This window comes from Variovorax sp. YR216 (genome assembly GCF_900107745.1).
Taxonomy (GTDB): domain Bacteria; phylum Pseudomonadota; class Gammaproteobacteria; order Burkholderiales; family Burkholderiaceae_C; genus Variovorax.
In genome coordinates, this window is record NZ_FNRO01000002.1 from 975042 (window position 1) to 991855 (window position 16814).

Consider the following 16814-nt stretch of genomic DNA (forward strand, 5'->3'; position numbering starts at 1 on the left):
GCTCAGCCCGCCAGCGTGAGCAGCGGCACGTCGCGCTCGCGCGCCATGGCGTCCAGTTCAGCGCGGGTGCGCGCCGCGATCCAGCGCGCGATCGCCTCATGCGTCTCGGCCGAAACCATGTCCTTGGATGCCGTTCCTGCCGCCTCGCACAAGCGGGCGGCGAAATGCGGTTCGAGCGCGGCCACGGCCACGCGGCCATCGGCGCACGGGTAGATGCGATAGCCGGCGTGCGCGCCACCCACGGCGCCGCCCGGCGCCGTGAGCCCCCAGGTACGCGGCAGCGCCAGCCAGTCGGCGGCGGCATTGAGTGCGACTTCGAGGTAGATGCCGGCGCCGGACGACGCCACCTGGTGCAGCCGGGCCTTCAGCACCGCTTCGCTCGCGAGCAGCGCACCGCCCATGTCGGCGTAGAGCGTGGGCGGCAAGTCCGTGCCGGTGACGAGCCCGCTTTCGGCGAGGTAGGTGAGGTCGTGCCCGGGCTCTTCCGCGCGGTCGCCGGGCGCGCCGACGATCGCGACCTGCGACAGCTTCGGGTGCCGCGCCTGCAGCCTGGCCCAATCCAGTCCCAGTTTCGAGAGCGCCGAAGGCCGGAACGACGTCAGCAGCACATCGGTCGATTCGAGCGCGCGATGCAGTTGCTGCTGGCCGGCTTCGGTCTTGAGATCGGCGACTTCGACGGTCACGCCCTCGTGCAGCGCCGCGTAGGCCGCGCGGTTGTAGTGGCCCATCGGATCGCCCGAAGGCGGCTCGAGCTTGAGGCAGGTCGCGCCCATGGCGCGGCAGCGCATCAGCGCGGCGGGGCCGGGCAGGTTGAGCGCGAGGCTCAGCACGCGGACGCCGGCCAGCGGCGCGAAGACTTCGGCGGTGGAAGAGGACATGGTCGGATCCCGGTTCAAAAGCTGCCCGGGAGCTTACCGGTTCGCGCCGGCCGATCTACGATGCGCGCTGCACAGCCTTTCGATCAACGAACAGAAGGAGACACGCATGTACCAATCCGATCTCATGGCCGGCCAGCGCATCCTCGTGACCGGCGGCGGCACCGGCCTCGGCCGTGCGATGTCCGAGCGCTTCCTGAGCCTGGGCGCCGACGTCGCGATCTGCGGCCGGCGCCAGAGCGTGCTGGAGGAAACCGCCAGCGCGTGGCGCACGCAGTTTCCGGGGCGGCGCATCGACACCTTCGGCGTGGACATCCGCAATGCGCAGGTGGTGGATGAGATGGTCGAGGCCCTCTGGCAAGGCGGCGGACTGACGGGGCTCATCAACAACGCGGCGGGCAACTTCGTCTCGCCGACCGAGGCGCTCTCGCCGCGGGCTTTCGATGCGATCGCGAACATCGTCTTCCACGGCACGTTCTACGTCACGCAGGCGGTGGGCAAGCGCTGGATCGCCGAGACGAAGGCCGGCAAGTGGAAGCAGGGCGATCCGTACCGCAGCGTGATGAGCATCATCGTCACCTGGGTCGACAACGGCGGTCCGTATGTCGTGCCCTCGGCCATGAGCAAGGCCGGCATCGAGGTGATGACCAAGTCGCTGGCGATCGAGTGGGCGCGCTACGGCATCCGCCTCAATGCGGTCGGGCCGGGCGAGATCCCGACCGAAGGCATGAGCAAGCGGCTGAACCCCGGCGAAGAGCCCGGCGCGCGCAGCAAGGCATTGAACCCGATGGCACGCACGGGCGAGATGAGCGAGCTGCAGAACCTCGCCACCTTCCTCATGGCACGCGGCCAGTGCGACTGGCTCAATGGCCAGAGCATCATGATGGACGGCGGCGGTGCGCTGGCCACGGGCGGCAACTTCTACGAGCTGCGTCAGTGGAGCGATGCCGACTGGCTCGCTGCGCGCGAACGCATCGAGGCGCAGAACCAGAAGGACAAGGCGCAGCGTTGATCAGGCGCGCTTCGGGTCTCGCAACAAGGCCAGGGTGCGCGCGCCGAAGCCCTGATTGATCATCAACCCAAGCAGCACGGCCGCAGTGCCGAGCCACTGCGCGGGGCTCGGGCGTTCGCCGAAGCACAAGGCTGCCGCTGCCAGGCCGACCACCGGAACCAGCAGCGAGAACGGCACTACGCGGCCGGCCGGGTGGCGCTGCAGGAGGCGTGTCCACATCGAGTAGGCGAGCAGCGTCGCGAACCAGGCGAGATACAGCACCGAAAGCAGCGCGCCGAGGTCGAGGTTCGCGAGCTGGTGCATCACGGTCGATGGACCTTCCATCAGCACTGCGAAGATGGCGAAAGGCACGATCGGCACGAGGCTGCTCCACACGATGAAGCCGAACGGGTCGTAGTCCGCGGCGGCCCGTGTCGCGAAGCGCACCACGATGTTCGAGCTGGCCCACATGAAGGCGGCCGATAGCGTGAGGATGAAGCCGATGAGCGTCATCTGCCCTGGCCCTTCGCCGTGCGCGGTTGCGATCAGCACGAGGCCCGCCAGCGCCACGGCGATGCCGATCCACTGTCTGCGCAGCGCATGTTCGCCAAGCAGCGGCGCAGCGAGCATCAGCGTGAAGAAGGCCTGCGTCTGCATCACCACCGAGGCCATGCCTGCGGTCATTCCGAGCTTCAGGCCGAGGAAGAGAAAGCCGAACTGGCCGAGTCCCTGCGCGAGTCCATAGGCCAGCAGGTAGCGCCACGGCAACGCGGGCTTGCGCACGAAGAACAGCAACGGCAGCGATGCGGCGGAAAAGCGCAGCGCGCCCAGCAGCATCGGGCTCAGGTCACGCAGCCCGAGCTTCATCACGACGAAGTTCAGGCCCCAGATCACCACCACCGCCAGGGCGCGGCCGAGGTCCGCGCGACTGAGGCCTGCCTGTGTGCTCACGCGCTCGCCTGCGCGGGTTGCGGCTGCTCGCGCGCGTCGCGTGCCGCCTTGAAGGCGAGGAAGGCTTCGAGGCTCGTCTTGCGCGGCACATAGCCGAATTCATCCTTCAACCGCTTGTTCGACAGCACCGGCCGGTAGCGCAGGAAGTCGAGCTGCTCGGGCCCGTAGCGCGTCAGGCCCAGGTGCGAGCCGAGCGTGAGTGCCATCTTGAGCAGGGTCGCGGGCAGCACCAGCACCGGCTTGTGCAGGATGGAGGCGATCTGCGGCAGGGTGAGCGCGCCGTCGCCCGCGACGTTGAAGCAGCCGGCACGCCCGGTGGTGATCGCGTGGATCACACAGGCGGTCACGTCCTCGTCCCAGATGAAGACGAAGGGACTGTCGCTGCCCCGGATCGCGAGGATGCGCGGCTTCTCGAAGAGCGCCGTGATCTGGTTGTGCACGTTCTCGCCGAGGATCGTGCCGATGCGCAGCACCGTCTGCCGCAGTGCCGGATGCGATACGCGGTAGGCCGCGAGCATCTCTTCCACCAGCCGCTTGTGATGCGAGTAGGCGAAGGCCTGGTTGCCGCGCAGCGCGTCGCCCTCGTCGATCCACGCGGGGTTGTCGGCGTGATAGCCGTAGGCCGCGCCGCTGGACGACACCACGATGTGGCCGACGCCTTTGGCGATGCAGGCTTCGAGCACGTTGCGCGTGCCCAGCACGTCGACCGAGTACTCGAACTGCCGCGTGCTGCCGCGTCCGGGCGTGACGATCGAGGCGAGGTGCACCACGGTGTCGATGGCGTGTTCGCCGAGCGTGTGGCCGATCTGTGGTGTGCGCACGTCCTGCACCGCGTAGACGACACCCGGCAGTCGCCGTTCGGCCGGCACTTCGCGCACATCGAGCGCGACCACATGCTGGATGTCAGGCAGGCGGGAGAGCGCTGCGACCACCGTGCGGCCGAGAAAACCGTCGGCGCCGGTGACGAGCACGCGGCGCGCCGCGGTGGACTTGGAGACTTCCATGGAAAGGACTCGAAAGAGAATTCGGATTCAAGCCGAGCGCACGGCCGATACGGAGAGTGGACGACGCGCCCACCAGGCGGCGAGCGCGAGGCCCGCGATGATGTCCCAGAAACCCCACACGCCGGCGACCACCGCCATTCCGCCGAGGCCGCCGAAGAAACTGAAGATCAGCACCAGCCCGAGGCCGGCGTTGCGGATGCCCACCTCGAAGCTCACGGCGCGGCGGTCGTACTCGGCAAGGCCGGTCGCGGTGGCGCAGGCGTAGCCGGTGATGAAGGCGAGCGCGTCGTGCAAGATCACGGCCAGTAGTACGAGCCCGACATAGTCGAGGAAGTAACGCCAGTTGCCCGCGATCGCCGCGAGGATGAAGCCGATCAGGCAGACGAAGCTCAGGATGCGCGCGGGCTTCTTGATGCGGTCGGTGAGCTTCGGCAGATAGTGCGCGACGGCGATGCCGACCACGAAGGGCGCGCCGATGATCGCGATGATGTGCATCACCATCTCGGCCGGGTCGAGCGCGATGGTCTTCAGCAGCGGCGCGGCCGTCGGGTGGATGCCGCCCCAGAACGCGAAGTTCAGCGGCATCACGAAGATGGTGATGAGGTTGGACAACGCCGTCATCGACACAGAGAGCGCCACGTTGCCGCCGGCGCGGTGCGTGAGGATGTTCGACACGTTGCCTGGCGGGCAGCAGGCGACCAGGATCATGCCCAGCGCGATGCTCGGCGCCGGCTTCAGCAAGAGCGTCAGCGCGAAGGTCACCGCCGGCAGCACGATGAACTGCGCCGCCACGCCCACCGTGATGGCAACCGGCATGCGCATCACGCGCTTGAAGTCCGACACGCGCGTGTCCAGCGCGATGCCGAACATCAGGAAGCCGAGCACCGCGTTGAGCAGCACCAGCGACGCCGGGTTGAAGTTCAGGCGTACCTCGTCGACTGGGATCATGGGTCTTCTCTCGAACGTCGGTTGAGGCTCAGGCCAGCGCGGCCGAGGCGTCCCGCACAGCGCGCCGGTAGGTGTCCTTGTGCACGTAGTAGGACATGCGCTCCAGCTTCAGGTACTTGTAGCCACCGGAGAGATCTGGGGTCGGCCCTGCCTTGGCCTCCTTGAGCACAGCGGCCTGCGGACGCCCTTCGGACTGGGCCTTGAAGTAGCGCGCGACCAGTTCGGCCTGCTCGTAGCGCCCCTGCCAGCCGATGCCGCTCGCCTCGATCATGCCGAGCACCGCGAGGTTGTCGAAGCCCGGCGCGAAGATGTTCAGGTACAGCTTCGGCGCCATGCCTTCCCAGTTGAGCCAGGTGCGGTCGATGAAGGGGTAGTGCAGCTTGTAGCCGGTCGCGCAGAGTATCAGGTCGTAGTCGCGCGCGCTGCCGTCCTTGAAGTGCACCGTGTCGCCGTCGAGCCGCGCGATGTCGGCGCGCACCGAGATGTCGCCGTGGCCGATGTGATGCAGCACCAGCGAATTGACCACCGGGTGCGATTCGTACATGCGGTAGTCCGGCTTCGGAAACCCGAAGCGCACCGGATCGCCGGTGAACCACTGCAGCACCTTCGCGTCGAGCCGCTGCTTGATCCACGCCGGCAAAGGACGCTTGCCGCCGAGCGTGTCGGCCGGCTTGCCGAAGATGTACTTGGGCACGAAGTAGTAGCCGCGCCGCACCGAGATATCGACGCTCCTGGCGTAGTGCACCGCATCGACCGCGATGTCGCAGCCGCTGTTGCCCGCGCCGACCACCAGCACGCGCTTGTCCTGGAAGAGGCTCGCGTGCTTGTAGGAAGAGGTGTGCAGCAGCTGGCCGTTGAAGCGGCCTTCGAAGCGCGGCATGCTCGGCTCGGACAGCGTGCCATTGGCAATGATCACGCCCTTGTATTCGGCGGTCTCGACGCGACCACAACCGGCGTCGATGCTCACACGCCAGAGCGTCGATGCGCTTTCTGTCACCGGCTCGACGCGGATCACGCGCACGCCGAAGCGGAAGTGCTGCCGCAGGTCGAAGTGGTCCGCGAAGTCGCTGAAGTAGCGGCGCAGCTCGGAGTGGCTCGGGTAGTCGGCCACGCTGTCGGCCATCGGGAATTCCGAGAACTCGGTGGTGCGCTTGGACGAGATCAGGTGCGCCGACTGGTAGACCGTGCTGCGTGGGTTGTCGATGTTCCAGAGGCCGCCCACGTCGTCATGGGCCTCGAAGCCCTGGAACGGAATGCCGAGCTTCTGCAGGTTGCGCGCGCCGGCAAGTCCCGAGGGGCCGGCCCCGATCAGGGCGATTTGCTGGTGGGTGGGCACGAGTGCGGACACAGGATGACTCACGAAAGAAGAACTTCAGGATGGGATTTCGGCGCGTTCAGCGCGCGCGGGATTCGGGGTCGGCTGGCGACGGCAGGCCGGGGATGGCCGTCGAGCCCGGCTCGCCAGCACGCGGCTTGCGCGGCTGGCGCAGCAGCAGGGCGTCATGCCACCGCTCGGGAAGCAGGTCGAGTGCGGACGCCATCCAGCCCAGGCGGCGCGGCAGCACGAGCTCTTCGGTGCCGCGCGAGATGGCGCGCAGGATGGCCGAGGCCGCTTCCTCCGGCGCCATCAGCCCAGGCATCGCGAAGCGATTGCCGGCGGTGAGCGCGGTGCGCAGGTAGCCGGGGTTGACGGTGCACACGCGCAGGCCGGTCGGGCGCAGCTCGGCGCGCAGGCTTTGCAGGTAGCGGATCAGGCCGCCCTTGCTTGCGCAGTACGCGCCGTTGCCCGGAAGGCCGCGCCGGCCCGCCAGGCTCGCGATGCCGACCAGCGTGCCGCGATCGCGCGAGCGCATCCGCGCGACGAAGGGCTGGAACGTGGTGGCCACGCCAAGCAGGTTGATCTCGAGGATGCGCCGGAACACCGTGAGGTCGGAAGCCTCGGCCGTGTCGAAGCCGCCGGCCACGCCGGCATTGGCGATCACGGCATCGGGCACGCCGAAGCGGCTCATCCAGTCCTGCGCCGTCGCCTGCATGGCGGCGCTGTCGCTCACGTCCGGCGTGTAGATCGCGCAACGGCCGGGCGCCGCGGCGGCCAGCGCCTCCAGCACCTCGATGTTCAGGCCGACCAGTGCCACCTTGGCGCCGCGAGCGAGCATCTGCCGCGCCAGCGCGCCGCCCAGGCCGCCGCACGCGCCGGTGATCACGAGGTTGTCGATCGTAAAATTCATGGAATCGTTTGTTTAGGTGTGAAGCTTATCGAAACTGCGGCAAAATCTCGAAAATATTCTTAATTTCGTCTCGTTTTCCGAGATTTCTAATGGATTTTCCCGACCCCGCCAGCGTCGATGACCCCGAGCAGGCCGCCACGCCCGGCCTGCGCCTGCTCCAGTTGCTCGAACTGGTAGCCGCCGAGGGCGAGCCTCAAAGCCTGTCCGATGTGGTTCGCCTGAGCGGCCAGCCCAAGCCGTCGGTCCACCGGATGCTCCAGCAACTGGAGCACGGCGGATTGCTGGCGCGCGGCAGCGACGGCCGGCGCTATGCGATCACCCCGCGGCTGATGCGTTTCGCCGAAACCGTCCTGCGTGGCAGCACCGCGACCGGTGTGCGCCACGCGGTGCTGCGCCAGCTGGTGGCGGACGTGGGCGAGACCTGCAACCTCACGGTGCTGTCGGGTGCGGAAGTGATCTATCTCGATCGCGTCGAGACGGCCTTTCCGCTGCGGCTCGAACTGCGCCCCGGTTCGCGCGTGCCGCTGCATTGCTCGGCCAGCGGCAAGCTGTTCCTGGCCTATCTTCCGCGTGCGCAGCGTGACCGGCTGCTCGACGGCCTGCAATACGAGCGCCACACCGCGCACACGCTGTCATCGCGCGAAGCGCTGGACGCCGAACTCGAACGCATCCGCCAGAACGGCCATTCGGTCGACGCGGAGGAGTTCATCGACGGCCTGGTGTGCGTGGCCGTCCCGGTGCGCGACGATCCGCAGGGCCCGGTGCGATGTGCCGTGGCCTTGCAGGCGCCGGCGGTGCGCATGCCTTTGCCCGATGCCCTGCAGCAGCTCGACAAGCTGCGCAACGCCGCGCAGCGGATTGCCCGGGCGATGCACTGAGCGCGCTTCAGGCGCACCAGCGGGCCTGCACCCGTTCCCGCGCTGTTCATCGGTCATGTCGGCTCGGAAACGATGTCCGCCCCACGCTCGGCCAGGAGCGCGCGCAGGAACGAGCGATGGCAGCGCGCCTCGTCCTCGCAATAGCAGCCGACCGACAGCGAGGTCTGGTGCGACAGCGCGGCGAGCAGGTCGAGGCTGCGGCTTGCGTCGGGCTCGCCCATCTCGCTCTTGAACTTGCGCCCGAAGGCGTTCCATTCCGATGCGTTGCCGGAAGCCTGGGCGGCCTGCGCCATCTTCATCGTCTCGATCGACGGCGCGAGGTTGGGGTACCACACGTCGTACCAGTTCTGCGACGCGAACTCGCTCTTGGGCACGCCGCGCGGCGGGCGGCGCACGGTGCCGATGCGTAGGCCTTCGCCGGGCGCGCGGTCGCTGCCGAGTCGAACGATGCGGATGGGCATTTGTCTCTCCTCCTTGGGGTCGATGGTCTCAGGGTGCGGACGATACCGCCCCTGTTGGGTGGGCGACAGCGCGATCATCGCCCGGCGCCGATACTCGGCGCAGCAAGGAGACACCCGCATGAACGACCGCATCGAATCCATCCGCCACGCCGACGGCGTGGTCGAACTCCACCTGGCCCGCGCCGACAAGATGAACGCGCTCGACCCCGCGATGTTCGACGCGCTCATCGACGCCGGCACCCGGCTGCGGGACGACACCAGCGTGCGCGCCGTGGTGCTGGCCGGGCGCGGCAAGGCCTTCTGCGCGGGGCTGGACATGCAGTCTTTCCAGCGCATGCAGGACAGCGGCGCCGGCATCGTGGGCGAAGGTTCGGCCGGCAGCGACCTGATCGAGCGCACGCACGGCATTTCCAACGCGGCGCAATACGTCGCGATGGTCTGGCGCGAGGTGCCGGTGCCGGTGATCGCCGCGGTGCATGGGGTGGCCTTCGGTGGCGGGTTGCAGGTGGCGCTCGGCGCGGACGTGCGGTTGGTCGCGGCGGACACGAAGATGTCCGTGATGGAAATCAAGTGGGGCCTGGTGCCCGACATGGCCGGCATGGTGTTCATGCGCGAACTGGCGCGCAATGACGTGGTGCGCGAGCTGACCTACACCGGCCGCATCTTTTCCGGCGAGGAGGCCGTCGCGCTGGGCCTCGCGACGCGGGTGGCTGCCGATCCGCTGGCCGAGGCGCTGGCGATGGCGCGCGAGATTGCGCAGAAGAGCCCCGACGCGATCCGTGCCGGCAAGCGCCTGCTCAATGCCGCCATGGGCCACAGCGCGGCCGACCTGCTGCTGGCCGAATCGGTCGAGCAGAAGGTGCTGATCGGCAGTCCCAACCAGGCCGAGGCCGTGCGCGCGAACATCGAGCGCCGCGCGCCGCGCTTCAGCGAACCACAGCGCTGAGGAGGCTCCTCAGGCGCCCCTGAAGCGCAGCCATTCTTCCGCGGGAGCGCGTTCGCTCACAAGGGCGTTCACCGGATGGTCCGGGTTGCGGTGCCCGATCGCCATGCCGCAGAACAGCATGCGCTCCGGCGGCAGCTCGATCGCCTTGCCGATCGTCACCGGGTAGATCGCCCAGCATTCCTGCGCGCAGCTGTCGAGGCCTTCGCCGCGCAGCAGCAGCATCACGGTCTGCAGGTACATGCCGAGGTCGGACCACTGCGGCGGTCCCATCGAGCGGTCGACCGAGCAGAAGAGCGCCATCGGCGCGCCGAAGAAGTCGAAGTTGTTCGCGAACCAGCGGCGGCGCGCGGCCTTGTCCTCCCGCGGGATGCCCAGGCGCGCGTACATCGCCTCGCCGACCTGAAAACGCCGGTCGCGCCAGGGCGCGCGCAGGTTGGGCGGATAGATGTCGTAGTCGGTGGGCTCCGGCTCGCGGCCTTCCATGAGGTGGCGGCGCATCTGTGCACGCAATTCGGCGAGGGCGTCGCCGGTCACCACGTCGATGTGCCAGGGCTGGAGATTGCCCCCGGACGGCGCACGCGCGGCCAGCGTGAGGACTTTGCGGATGGTCTCCGGATCGACCGGCGTCGGCAGGAATGCACGGATGGAGTGGCGGCTGGCGACGGCTTCCTGGATTTGCATGGGCGACTGGGTGGGTGTCAATGGCTCGATTTAAGCAGGTTCCCACTCTGCAGACGGGCATACTTCGGGCGTGGCAATGTATCTTCTCCATCGTCTCGCGGCCCAGCAGTTGCCCATTGCGGTCTCGGGCGGCGAGCATGTCGACGCTGTCCGGGTGTTGAGCCTGGCCGGCCACATCAAGGCATCTATCCCGAAACCGGTGCGCACGCTCGATGGCTTCGAGCAGCCCGCGGCGATCGTTTCCGAGATCACCTCGCTCGGGCGCAGCATGCTCAAGCGCTTCCCGCTCAGGTAACCGGCAGCCCGCCGCGCCCCGGAAGAGGGCGCGTTTTCCCTGAGATGGGGCGTACATATCGGCCGTAAATGTCCTATTGACGGGACAAGAGAACGGCGCAACCATCGGCCCCCATGTCCCAGATGCCGCTGCCCAAGTACCACCAGATTTATCTGTTGCTGTGCGAGCAGTTGGCCGAAGGCCGCTTCGAAGGCGGGCTCCCCGGCGAGTTCGCGTTGATGGAAGAGTTCGGCGTCGCGCGCGTCACGGTGCGCCGCGCGCTGGAGAAGATGGCGGCCGAAGGCCTGATCTCGCGCGAGCCGGGCCGCGGCACGCGACCGATCGGCAGGCCGCCTGCGGCCATCGAGCCGGTCGGGCACGGCGTGCAGCGCGCCAACCTCGGCGGCCTGCTCGAAAACCTCGTCAGCATGGGCCTGCGCACCTCGGTCAAGGTGATCGACGTGCAGACGGTCACCGCGTCGGCCAGCGTGGCCGCCGCGCTGCAGCTCAAGCCCGGGGACGCGGTGCAGAAGGCGGTGCGCGTGCGTTCCACGCGCGAGGGGCCGCTGTCGCACATCACCACCTACGTGCCCGCCGAGGTCGCGCGCCGCTTTGGCCGCCGCGAACTCGCGCGCAAGCCGATCCTCGTGCTGCTCGAAGAGGCCGGCGTGCAGGTCGGCCGCGCGCACCAGACCATCACCGCCAAGCTCGCCGACGCAGCGCTGGCGCAGCACCTCGATGTCTCCGTCGGCTCGGCGCTGCTGGCCGTGCGGCGCCTGGTCTACGACATCGACGAAAGGCCGGTGCAATGGCTGCACGGCCTGTACCGGCCCGACCGCTACACCTACGAGATGCAGTTGTCCCGCGTGGGCGGCATCGACGCCAAGGTGTGGGTCAGCAAAGAGCTTTCCGCGCAATTCACCTGAGTCATCACGATCTACCAACGAGGAGTCCCCATGGAAAACCGCCGTCGCTTCCTGTCGCAGACCGCCGCCCTCGGCACGTCGCTCGCCTTTCCGCTCATCGGGGGCGCGCAGCCCAAGCCGATTCGGGTCGGGGTGCTGCATCCCGTGACCGGGGCGCTGGCCTATTCGGGGCAGCAGTGCCGGCTCGGCGGCCAGATGGCGATCGACGACATCAACGCGGCGGGCGGCATCAAGTCGCTGGGCGGCGCCAAGATCGAGGCCCTGCTCGGCGATGCGCAGTCGCAGCCGCAGGCCGGCGCGGCCGAGGTCGAGAAGATGAACGAGGCGGGCGTGTCGGCCATCGTCGGCGCCTTCGCTTCGGCGATCTGCCTGGCTACCACGCAGGCGGCGGCCAAGTACAACCTGCCGCACGTCGTGGATGTCGGCGTGGCCGACCAGATCGTCGAACGCGGCTTGAAGAACACCTTCCGCTTCGGCCCCGGCTACAAGAAGTCGACCGAAGTCGCGATGGCGAACCTGCTGGTGCTCAACAAGGCGGCGGGCAGCCCGGCCAAGACCGTGATGATCATCCACGAGGAGTCGCTCTTCGGCACCGGCACCGCGCAACTGCTGTCGCGCGAGCTGCCGGGCTACGGCTTTGAGGTCAAGGAAGTGGTGAAGCACGCGAACCCCACGCGCGACTTCAACAACATCGTGCTGCGCATGAAGTCCGTCAATCCGGACATCGTGATCCCGGCCAACTACTACAACGAATACGCATTGCTGGTGCGCACCATGCAGCAGCAGAAGGTGCAGCCGAAGGCGATCTTCTCGGTGCTGGGCGGTGCGGCGTCGAGCTACAAGTTCGTCAAGGAGTTTCCGGATGCGGCCAACGGCATCATCGACTGCAACCACTGGTTCAACCCGAAGGACAAGCGCTCGCAGGAGCTGCGCAAGCGGGTCGAGGCCAAGGGCCAGTTCTTCAGCTACGAGGTCTTCATGACCTACACGGCGATGATGCTGCTGGCCGATGCACTGGAGCGCGCCAAGTCGAGCGAGCGCGCCGCGATCATCGATGCGCTGGAGAAGAGCACCTTCTCCAATCACATCATGCCGTACGGCCCGACGAAGTTCGTCAATGGGCAGAACGAAGGCGCGCAGCCGCTCATGACGCAGGTCGTGAAGAACGACATCAAGGTCATCATCCCGCGCGACTACCGCGAGGTGGAACCCGTGTTCCCCCTGCGCGCAGCCTGAGGCCGGAAGCAGGATGTTCGATTTCGGCATTCTCTTCCCGTCGGTCCTGAACGGACTGACGACCGGCGCGGTCTATGCACTGATCGCGCTGGGGCTCACGCTGATCTACGGCGTCCTGCACATCATCAACTTCGCGCACGGCGCCTGCCTGATGCTGGCGCTGTATGCGGTGTACTTCCTCAAGGAACGGCTCGGCATCGATCCGTACCTCGCGCTGCCGATCGTGGTGCCCGGCATGTTCGCGCTGGGCTACGGCCTGCAGCGCATCGTCATCAATCGCGCGGGGCACGGCAAGGACGAGAACATCCTGCTCGCGACGCTCGGCATCGCGATCGTGATGGAGAACCTCGCGCTGCTGTTCTTCAAGTCCGACACGCGCAACATCGACACCGCCTATTCGCTCGCCACGGTGGCCATCGGCCCCGCGATGATCGCGGTGCCCAAACTCGTGGCTTTCGCCGGCGCGCTGGTGGTGTCGGCGGTGCTGTTCTGGATCATGGGCCGCACCGACCTCGGCCGCGCGATCCGCGCCGTCGCCAAGGAGAAGGAGGGCGCCAAGCTCATGGGCATCGACGTCGACCATGTCTACGCGATGAGCTTCGGCATCGGCCTGGCCTGCCTCGGCGCCGCGGCCTGCTTTCTCTTGCCGGCCTATTACGTGAACCCGCAGGTGGGCGGCGGCTTCGTGCTCGTGGCCTTCACGATCGTGGTGCTCGGCGGCATGGGCAGCTTCGTGGGCGCGCTGATCGGCGGCTTCCTCGTGGGGGTGGTGGAGTCGCTCGGCGGACTCTTCCTGGGCGAGTCGCTCGGGCAGATCGGCATCTTCGCAATCTTCATCGGCGTGGTGCTGTTCCGGCCCGAGGGCATGTTTGGAGCGCGGGCATGAGTGCTTCCAACGTATCGAACGCCGGCCTGCGGCATCTGGTCGGCATCGCGGTCTTCGCGGTGGCGGTGGCCTGCCTGCCGCTCGTGACGTCGTCAGGCGTGGCGCTCAACTTCGTGATGATGGCGCTCTACGCGACGCTGATCGCGCAGGCCTGGAACATCCTCGGCGGCTTCGGCGGCCAGTTCTCCTTCGGGCATGCGCTGTTCTTCGGCACGGGCGCCTACATCCAGGCGATCGCGCAGCTCCAGGGCGGCATCAACGCGTGGGCGGCGCTGCCGATGGCGGTCGCGGGCAGTGCGTTCGTCGGGCTCTTCGTCGGCGCGCCGACTTTCCGCTACGGGCTCAAGGGTTCGTACTTTGCGCTGGTAACGCTGGCCTTTGCGGAGGTGTTCCGGATCGTCGCGCTCTCGGTGCCGTTCACGGGCGGCGGGGTGGGGCTGATGGTGCCGCTGCGCGAGTCGGCGGCCAACCTGCAGTTTTCCTCGCGCGCGGGCTACCTGTGGGTCGTGCTGGCCTTCGTGACGGCGGCGCTGCTGGTCACCTGGTGGCTGCGCAACGGCCGGTTCGGTGCCTACCTGCAGGCGGTGCGCGACAACGAGGACGCGGCGCGCGCGGTCGGCGTGGATCCGTTCCGCATCAAGCTCGCGGCGATCGCCATCTCGGGCGCCTTCATGGGCGCGGCGGGGGCGTTCTACGTGCAGGTGTTCCAGTACATCGATCCGGGCATCGCCTACGGCTCGGGCACGTCGGTGGAGGCGCTGGTCGCGGCCATCGTCGGCGGCATGGGCACGCTGTGGGGGCCGGTGCTCGGTGCTGCCGCGCTGCATGTGCTGTCGGACTTCACGCGCAACCTGTTCGGCGAGCTGCCGGGCATCAACATGGTGATCTACGGCGTGGTGCTGGTACTGATCGTGATCTTCCTGCCGCGCGGCATCGCTGGCATCGGGCTGTCGGTGCGGCAGCTCTGGGCGGGGAAGGGAGGCCGTCATGGCTGAGCCTCTCCTCGTGCTCGACGGCATCTCGCGCTCCTTCGGCGGGCTGAGAGCGGTGCAGAACGTGAGCCTCTCGGTGCGCGAAGGCAGCCTGAGCGCGCTGATCGGTCCGAACGGCGCGGGCAAGACCACGCTGTTCGCGCTGATGTCGGGCTTTCTCAAGCCGGACACCGGCACCGTGCGCTTCGCCGGGCAGGACATCACCGGGCGAGAGCCGCATCGCAATGCGCTGCTGGGCATGACGCGCACCTTCCAGATCGTGAAGCCCTTCGCGGCGCAGACGGTGCGCGAGAACATCGCGGTCGGTGCGCACCTGCATGTGCGCGGCCGCGGCGAAGCCTTGCGGCGCGCCGAGGATGTCGCGGCGCGCGTGGGCCTCGCACCGCAACTCGACAAGCCGGCCTCGGACCTCACGGTGGCCGGACGCAAGCGCCTCGAACTCGCGCGTGCATTGGCAACGCAGCCGCGTCTGCTGCTGCTCGACGAAGTGCTGGCCGGACTCAACCCGCAGGAGATCGCCGAGATGATGCCGGTGGTGCGCGGCATCGCCGACGGCGGTGTGACCGTGCTGATGATCGAACACGTGATGCAGGCGGTGATGAACCTCGCCGAGCATGTCTGGGTGCTGGCGCAAGGCCAGTTGATCGCCGAGGGCAGCCCGGCACAGGTCACCTCGAACGACAAGGTGGTCGAGGCCTACCTCGGCCATGGCACCGCGGCGCGGCTGCGCAAGGCCGCGGCGAATGCGCCGCAGGAGGCTGCGGCATGACGACGTTGCTCGACATCCGGAACCTGCGCGGCGGCTATGGCCGCGTGGAAGTGCTGCGCGGTGTGGACCTGCGCGTGAATGCGGGCGAGATGGTCGCGCTGCTCGGCAGCAACGGCGCCGGCAAATCGACGCTGAACAAGATGGTGTGCGGCCTTTGCCCCGCCTGGAGCGGCTCGGTTCAATTCGACGGCAAGGACCTGAGCGGCGCGCACTACCGCGAGGTGGTGAAGGCCGGGCTCATCCAGGTGCCGGAAGGCCGCAAGGTGTTCCCGAACCTCAGCGTGCTCGAGAACCTCGAACTCGGTTCCTTCACTCGCGCGCGTGAGCGCCGCGCCAGCAATCTCGACAAGGTGTTCGGCATCTTCCCGCGCCTGAAGGAACGCACCGGCCAGCCGGCCGGCACCATGAGCGGCGGCGAACAGCAGATGCTCGCCATCGGTCGCGGCCTGATGGCGGAGCCGGTGCTGCTGATCCTCGACGAGCCTTCGCTGGGGCTGTCGCCGCTGCTCGTCGAGGAAATGTTCTCGCTCATCCGCCAGCTTCGGGACGACGGCCTCGCGGTGCTGCTGGTCGAGCAGAACGTCGGCCAGTCGCTGGAGATTGCCGACCGGGCCTATGTGCTGGAGAACGGAAGCGTGCGCTTCTCGGGGCTGCCGCAGGAACTGCTGGGCAGCGACGAACTCCGCCGCGCGTACCTGGGCCTTTGATTCGCCTATCGCATCGCCGGCCCCGCGCGCCATTCATCGAACAGGAGACAAACGTGAAACGTCGAGACATTCTTATCTCATCCGCCGCGCTCGCGCTGGCCGCGGGCGCCCGTGCGCAGATGGGTGGCGTGCCCGTGCGCATCCTCGTAGGTGCGCCCGCAGGGGGCTCCACCGACACGCTGGCGCGAACGCTCGCCGCCAGCATGGGCCCTGCGCTCGGCAGGACCGTGATCGTGGAAAACCGCCCGGGCGCGGGCGGCAACATCGCGGCCGAACTCGTCGCGAAGGCACCGCCGGACGGCAACACCTTGCTGATGAGCTTCACCAGCCACGCGATCAATGCGACGCTCTATCCGTCGCTGCCCTTCGATCCGGTCAAGGATTTCACGCCCCTCACGCTGGTGGCGACTTCGCCTTCGATCCTCGTCGCGCATCCCTCGCTGCCGGCCAACAACGCGCGGGAACTCATCGCGCTCGCGAAGGCCAAGCCGGGCCAGCTCAACTTCGCGATCGGCTCGGTCGGCTCGTCGCTGCACATGGCGGGCGAGGCATTCAAGATGCAGTCGGGTGTGGACATCGTGAACATCCCGTACAAGGGCACCGCACCCGCGGTGCAGGACGTGCTCGCCGGCCAGGTGCAGCTGATGTTCGCGGCGGTGGGCAACGCGCAGGCCCACATCCAGGCCGGCAAGCTCAAGGCCCTGGGCGTGACCACGGCCAAGCGGCTGCCGCAGTTCCCGGACGTGATGGCGATTGCCGAGGTGCTGCCGGGCTACGAATCCAGCGCGTGGTTCGGCCTCTTCGGACCGGGGCGCATGCAGCCCGACATGGCGCGCAAGATCAGCGATGCGGCGCGCAAGGCGATTGCCACGCCAGAGATGCACAAGCGCCTCGAAAGCGAAGGCGCAATCCCGGTCGGTAATTCACCCGAGCAGTTCGCGCCCTTCGTGCAGAGCGAGATCAATCGCTGGGCCAAGGTCGTGAAGTTCTCCGGAGCCAAGCCGGAATGAGCGCCGCGCCGGGCCGCCCCAAGCAAGCTCGTGCCCCCTCGGGGGGCCGCG

19 protein-coding genes are annotated in these 16814 nt (G+C 67.9%); 11 read left to right on the forward strand and 8 right to left on the reverse strand.

Going from position 1 to position 16814, the window contains the following annotated elements; translation table 11 throughout:
- Nucleotides 1-2 precede the first annotated feature (2 nt).
- On the reverse strand, nt 3-878 hold the full coding sequence (locus BLW05_RS09620; protein ID WP_093162017.1) for a CoA transferase: 876 nt from the start codon (nt 876-878) through the stop codon (nt 3-5).
- A gap of 106 nt (nt 879-984) precedes the next feature.
- On the opposite strand from BLW05_RS09620, the gene BLW05_RS09625 reads away from it, so the two are divergent.
- A complete protein-coding gene (locus BLW05_RS09625) occupies nt 985-1887 on the forward strand; it encodes an SDR family NAD(P)-dependent oxidoreductase (RefSeq protein WP_093162018.1) in 903 nt (300 codons plus the stop codon).
- On the opposite strand, the gene BLW05_RS09630 is transcribed toward BLW05_RS09625, so the two are convergent.
- Genes BLW05_RS09630 through BLW05_RS09650 form a run of 5 tightly spaced genes read right to left on the reverse strand, consistent with a single transcriptional unit; the run spans nt 1888 to nt 6997 of the window.
- Nucleotides 1888-2817: an EamA family transporter gene (locus tag BLW05_RS09630; RefSeq protein ID WP_256330135.1), complete on the reverse strand. Its 930-nt coding sequence runs from the start codon at nt 2815-2817 to the stop codon at nt 1888-1890.
- On the reverse strand, nt 2814-3821 hold the full coding sequence (locus BLW05_RS09635) for an SDR family oxidoreductase (RefSeq protein WP_093162020.1): 1008 nt from the start codon (nt 3819-3821) through the stop codon (nt 2814-2816). Before BLW05_RS09635 ends, BLW05_RS09630 begins: the two co-directional genes overlap by 4 nt.
- A gap of 27 nt (nt 3822-3848) precedes the next feature.
- The gene (locus tag BLW05_RS09640; RefSeq protein ID WP_093162022.1) at nt 3849-4769 is read right to left on the reverse strand and encodes a bile acid:sodium symporter family protein; all 921 of its coding nucleotides are present in this window, start codon (nt 4767-4769) and stop codon (nt 3849-3851) included.
- A 28-nt stretch (nt 4770-4797) separates the two neighbouring features.
- The gene (locus BLW05_RS09645; protein ID WP_218135155.1) at nt 4798-6129 is read right to left on the reverse strand and encodes a flavin-containing monooxygenase; all 1332 of its coding nucleotides are present in this window, start codon (nt 6127-6129) and stop codon (nt 4798-4800) included.
- Nucleotides 6130-6163: 34 nt separating this feature from the next.
- Nucleotides 6164-6997, reverse strand: coding sequence for an SDR family oxidoreductase (locus BLW05_RS09650; RefSeq protein ID WP_093162023.1), 834 nt, complete (start codon nt 6995-6997; stop codon nt 6164-6166).
- A gap of 89 nt (nt 6998-7086) precedes the next feature.
- Between BLW05_RS09650 and BLW05_RS09655 the strand changes: the two genes are divergently transcribed.
- Complete coding sequence (locus tag BLW05_RS09655; RefSeq protein WP_093162025.1) at nt 7087-7875, forward strand: IclR family transcriptional regulator; 789 nt, start codon at nt 7087-7089, stop codon at nt 7873-7875.
- Between the two features lie 53 nt (nt 7876-7928).
- Here BLW05_RS09655 and BLW05_RS09660 read toward each other — a convergent pair whose 3' ends face one another.
- Nucleotides 7929-8336, reverse strand: a complete 408-nt coding sequence (locus BLW05_RS09660) for a DUF488 domain-containing protein (RefSeq protein ID WP_093162026.1) — start codon at nt 8334-8336, stop codon at nt 7929-7931.
- Between the two features lie 118 nt (nt 8337-8454).
- On the opposite strand from BLW05_RS09660, the gene BLW05_RS09665 reads away from it, so the two are divergent.
- A complete protein-coding gene (locus BLW05_RS09665) occupies nt 8455-9282 on the forward strand; it encodes a crotonase/enoyl-CoA hydratase family protein (protein ID WP_093162028.1) in 828 nt (275 codons plus the stop codon).
- Between the two features lie 9 nt (nt 9283-9291).
- On the opposite strand, the gene BLW05_RS09670 is transcribed toward BLW05_RS09665, so the two are convergent.
- Nucleotides 9292-9963 carry a nitroreductase gene (locus tag BLW05_RS09670; protein ID WP_093162029.1) on the reverse strand — a complete coding sequence of 224 codons (672 nt, stop codon included), beginning with the start codon at nt 9961-9963 and terminating at the stop codon, nt 9292-9294.
- Between the two features lie 76 nt (nt 9964-10039).
- Here BLW05_RS09670 and BLW05_RS09675 point away from each other — a divergent pair, with 76 nt between their 5' ends.
- From BLW05_RS09675 to BLW05_RS09710, 8 genes are all read left to right on the forward strand, one after another.
- The gene (locus BLW05_RS09675) at nt 10040-10258 is read left to right on the forward strand and encodes a hypothetical protein (RefSeq protein WP_093162031.1); all 219 of its coding nucleotides are present in this window, start codon (nt 10040-10042) and stop codon (nt 10256-10258) included.
- Between the two features lie 113 nt (nt 10259-10371).
- Nucleotides 10372-11163 carry a GntR family transcriptional regulator gene (locus BLW05_RS09680; protein WP_256330136.1) on the forward strand — a complete coding sequence of 264 codons (792 nt, stop codon included), beginning with the start codon at nt 10372-10374 and terminating at the stop codon, nt 11161-11163.
- A 30-nt stretch (nt 11164-11193) separates the two neighbouring features.
- Nucleotides 11194-12399 carry an ABC transporter substrate-binding protein gene (locus BLW05_RS09685; protein WP_093162032.1) on the forward strand — a complete coding sequence of 402 codons (1206 nt, stop codon included), beginning with the start codon at nt 11194-11196 and terminating at the stop codon, nt 12397-12399.
- Between the two features lie 13 nt (nt 12400-12412).
- Entirely contained in the window at nt 12413-13285 is an 873-nt protein-coding gene (locus BLW05_RS09690) for a branched-chain amino acid ABC transporter permease (RefSeq protein ID WP_093162034.1), read from the forward strand.
- Complete coding sequence (locus tag BLW05_RS09695; RefSeq protein ID WP_177142601.1) at nt 13282-14280, forward strand: branched-chain amino acid ABC transporter permease; 999 nt, start codon at nt 13282-13284, stop codon at nt 14278-14280. Before BLW05_RS09690 ends, BLW05_RS09695 begins: the two co-directional genes overlap by 4 nt.
- Nucleotides 14273-15046: an ABC transporter ATP-binding protein gene (locus tag BLW05_RS09700; protein ID WP_093162035.1), complete on the forward strand. Its 774-nt coding sequence runs from the start codon at nt 14273-14275 to the stop codon at nt 15044-15046. The genes BLW05_RS09695 and BLW05_RS09700 overlap by 8 nt, the downstream gene beginning before the upstream one ends.
- Nucleotides 15043-15753, forward strand: coding sequence for an ABC transporter ATP-binding protein (locus BLW05_RS09705; RefSeq protein WP_093162037.1), 711 nt, complete (start codon nt 15043-15045; stop codon nt 15751-15753). Before BLW05_RS09700 ends, BLW05_RS09705 begins: the two co-directional genes overlap by 4 nt.
- Before the next feature lie 53 nt (nt 15754-15806).
- Complete coding sequence (locus BLW05_RS09710) at nt 15807-16763, forward strand: tripartite tricarboxylate transporter substrate binding protein (RefSeq protein WP_093162038.1); 957 nt, start codon at nt 15807-15809, stop codon at nt 16761-16763.
- The last annotated feature ends 51 nt before the right edge of the window (nt 16764-16814 follow it).

Coding starts and splice junctions, on each gene's coding strand:
- BLW05_RS09620 (WP_093162017.1), bottom strand. CDS start 878: ATGTCCTCTTCCACCGCCGAAGTCTTCGCGCCGCTGGCCGGCGTCCGC.
- BLW05_RS09625 (WP_093162018.1), top strand. CDS start 985: ATGTACCAATCCGATCTCATGGCCGGCCAGCGCATCCTCGTGACCGGC.
- BLW05_RS09635 (WP_093162020.1), bottom strand. CDS start 3,821: ATGGAAGTCTCCAAGTCCACCGCGGCGCGCCGCGTGCTCGTCACCGGC.
- BLW05_RS09640 (WP_093162022.1), bottom strand. CDS start 4,769: ATGATCCCAGTCGACGAGGTACGCCTGAACTTCAACCCGGCGTCGCTG.
- BLW05_RS09650 (WP_093162023.1), bottom strand. CDS start 6,997: ATGAATTTTACGATCGACAACCTCGTGATCACCGGCGCGTGCGGCGGC.
- BLW05_RS09655 (WP_093162025.1), top strand. CDS start 7,087: ATGGATTTTCCCGACCCCGCCAGCGTCGATGACCCCGAGCAGGCCGCC.
- BLW05_RS09660 (WP_093162026.1), bottom strand. CDS start 8,336: ATGCCCATCCGCATCGTTCGACTCGGCAGCGACCGCGCGCCCGGCGAA.
- BLW05_RS09665 (WP_093162028.1), top strand. CDS start 8,455: ATGAACGACCGCATCGAATCCATCCGCCACGCCGACGGCGTGGTCGAA.
- BLW05_RS09670 (WP_093162029.1), bottom strand. CDS start 9,963: ATGCAAATCCAGGAAGCCGTCGCCAGCCGCCACTCCATCCGTGCATTC.
- BLW05_RS09675 (WP_093162031.1), top strand. CDS start 10,040: ATGTATCTTCTCCATCGTCTCGCGGCCCAGCAGTTGCCCATTGCGGTC.
- BLW05_RS09680 (WP_256330136.1), top strand. CDS start 10,372: ATGTCCCAGATGCCGCTGCCCAAGTACCACCAGATTTATCTGTTGCTG.
- BLW05_RS09685 (WP_093162032.1), top strand. CDS start 11,194: ATGGAAAACCGCCGTCGCTTCCTGTCGCAGACCGCCGCCCTCGGCACG.
- BLW05_RS09690 (WP_093162034.1), top strand. CDS start 12,413: ATGTTCGATTTCGGCATTCTCTTCCCGTCGGTCCTGAACGGACTGACG.
- BLW05_RS09695 (WP_177142601.1), top strand. CDS start 13,282: ATGAGTGCTTCCAACGTATCGAACGCCGGCCTGCGGCATCTGGTCGGC.
- BLW05_RS09700 (WP_093162035.1), top strand. CDS start 14,273: ATGGCTGAGCCTCTCCTCGTGCTCGACGGCATCTCGCGCTCCTTCGGC.
- BLW05_RS09705 (WP_093162037.1), top strand. CDS start 15,043: ATGACGACGTTGCTCGACATCCGGAACCTGCGCGGCGGCTATGGCCGC.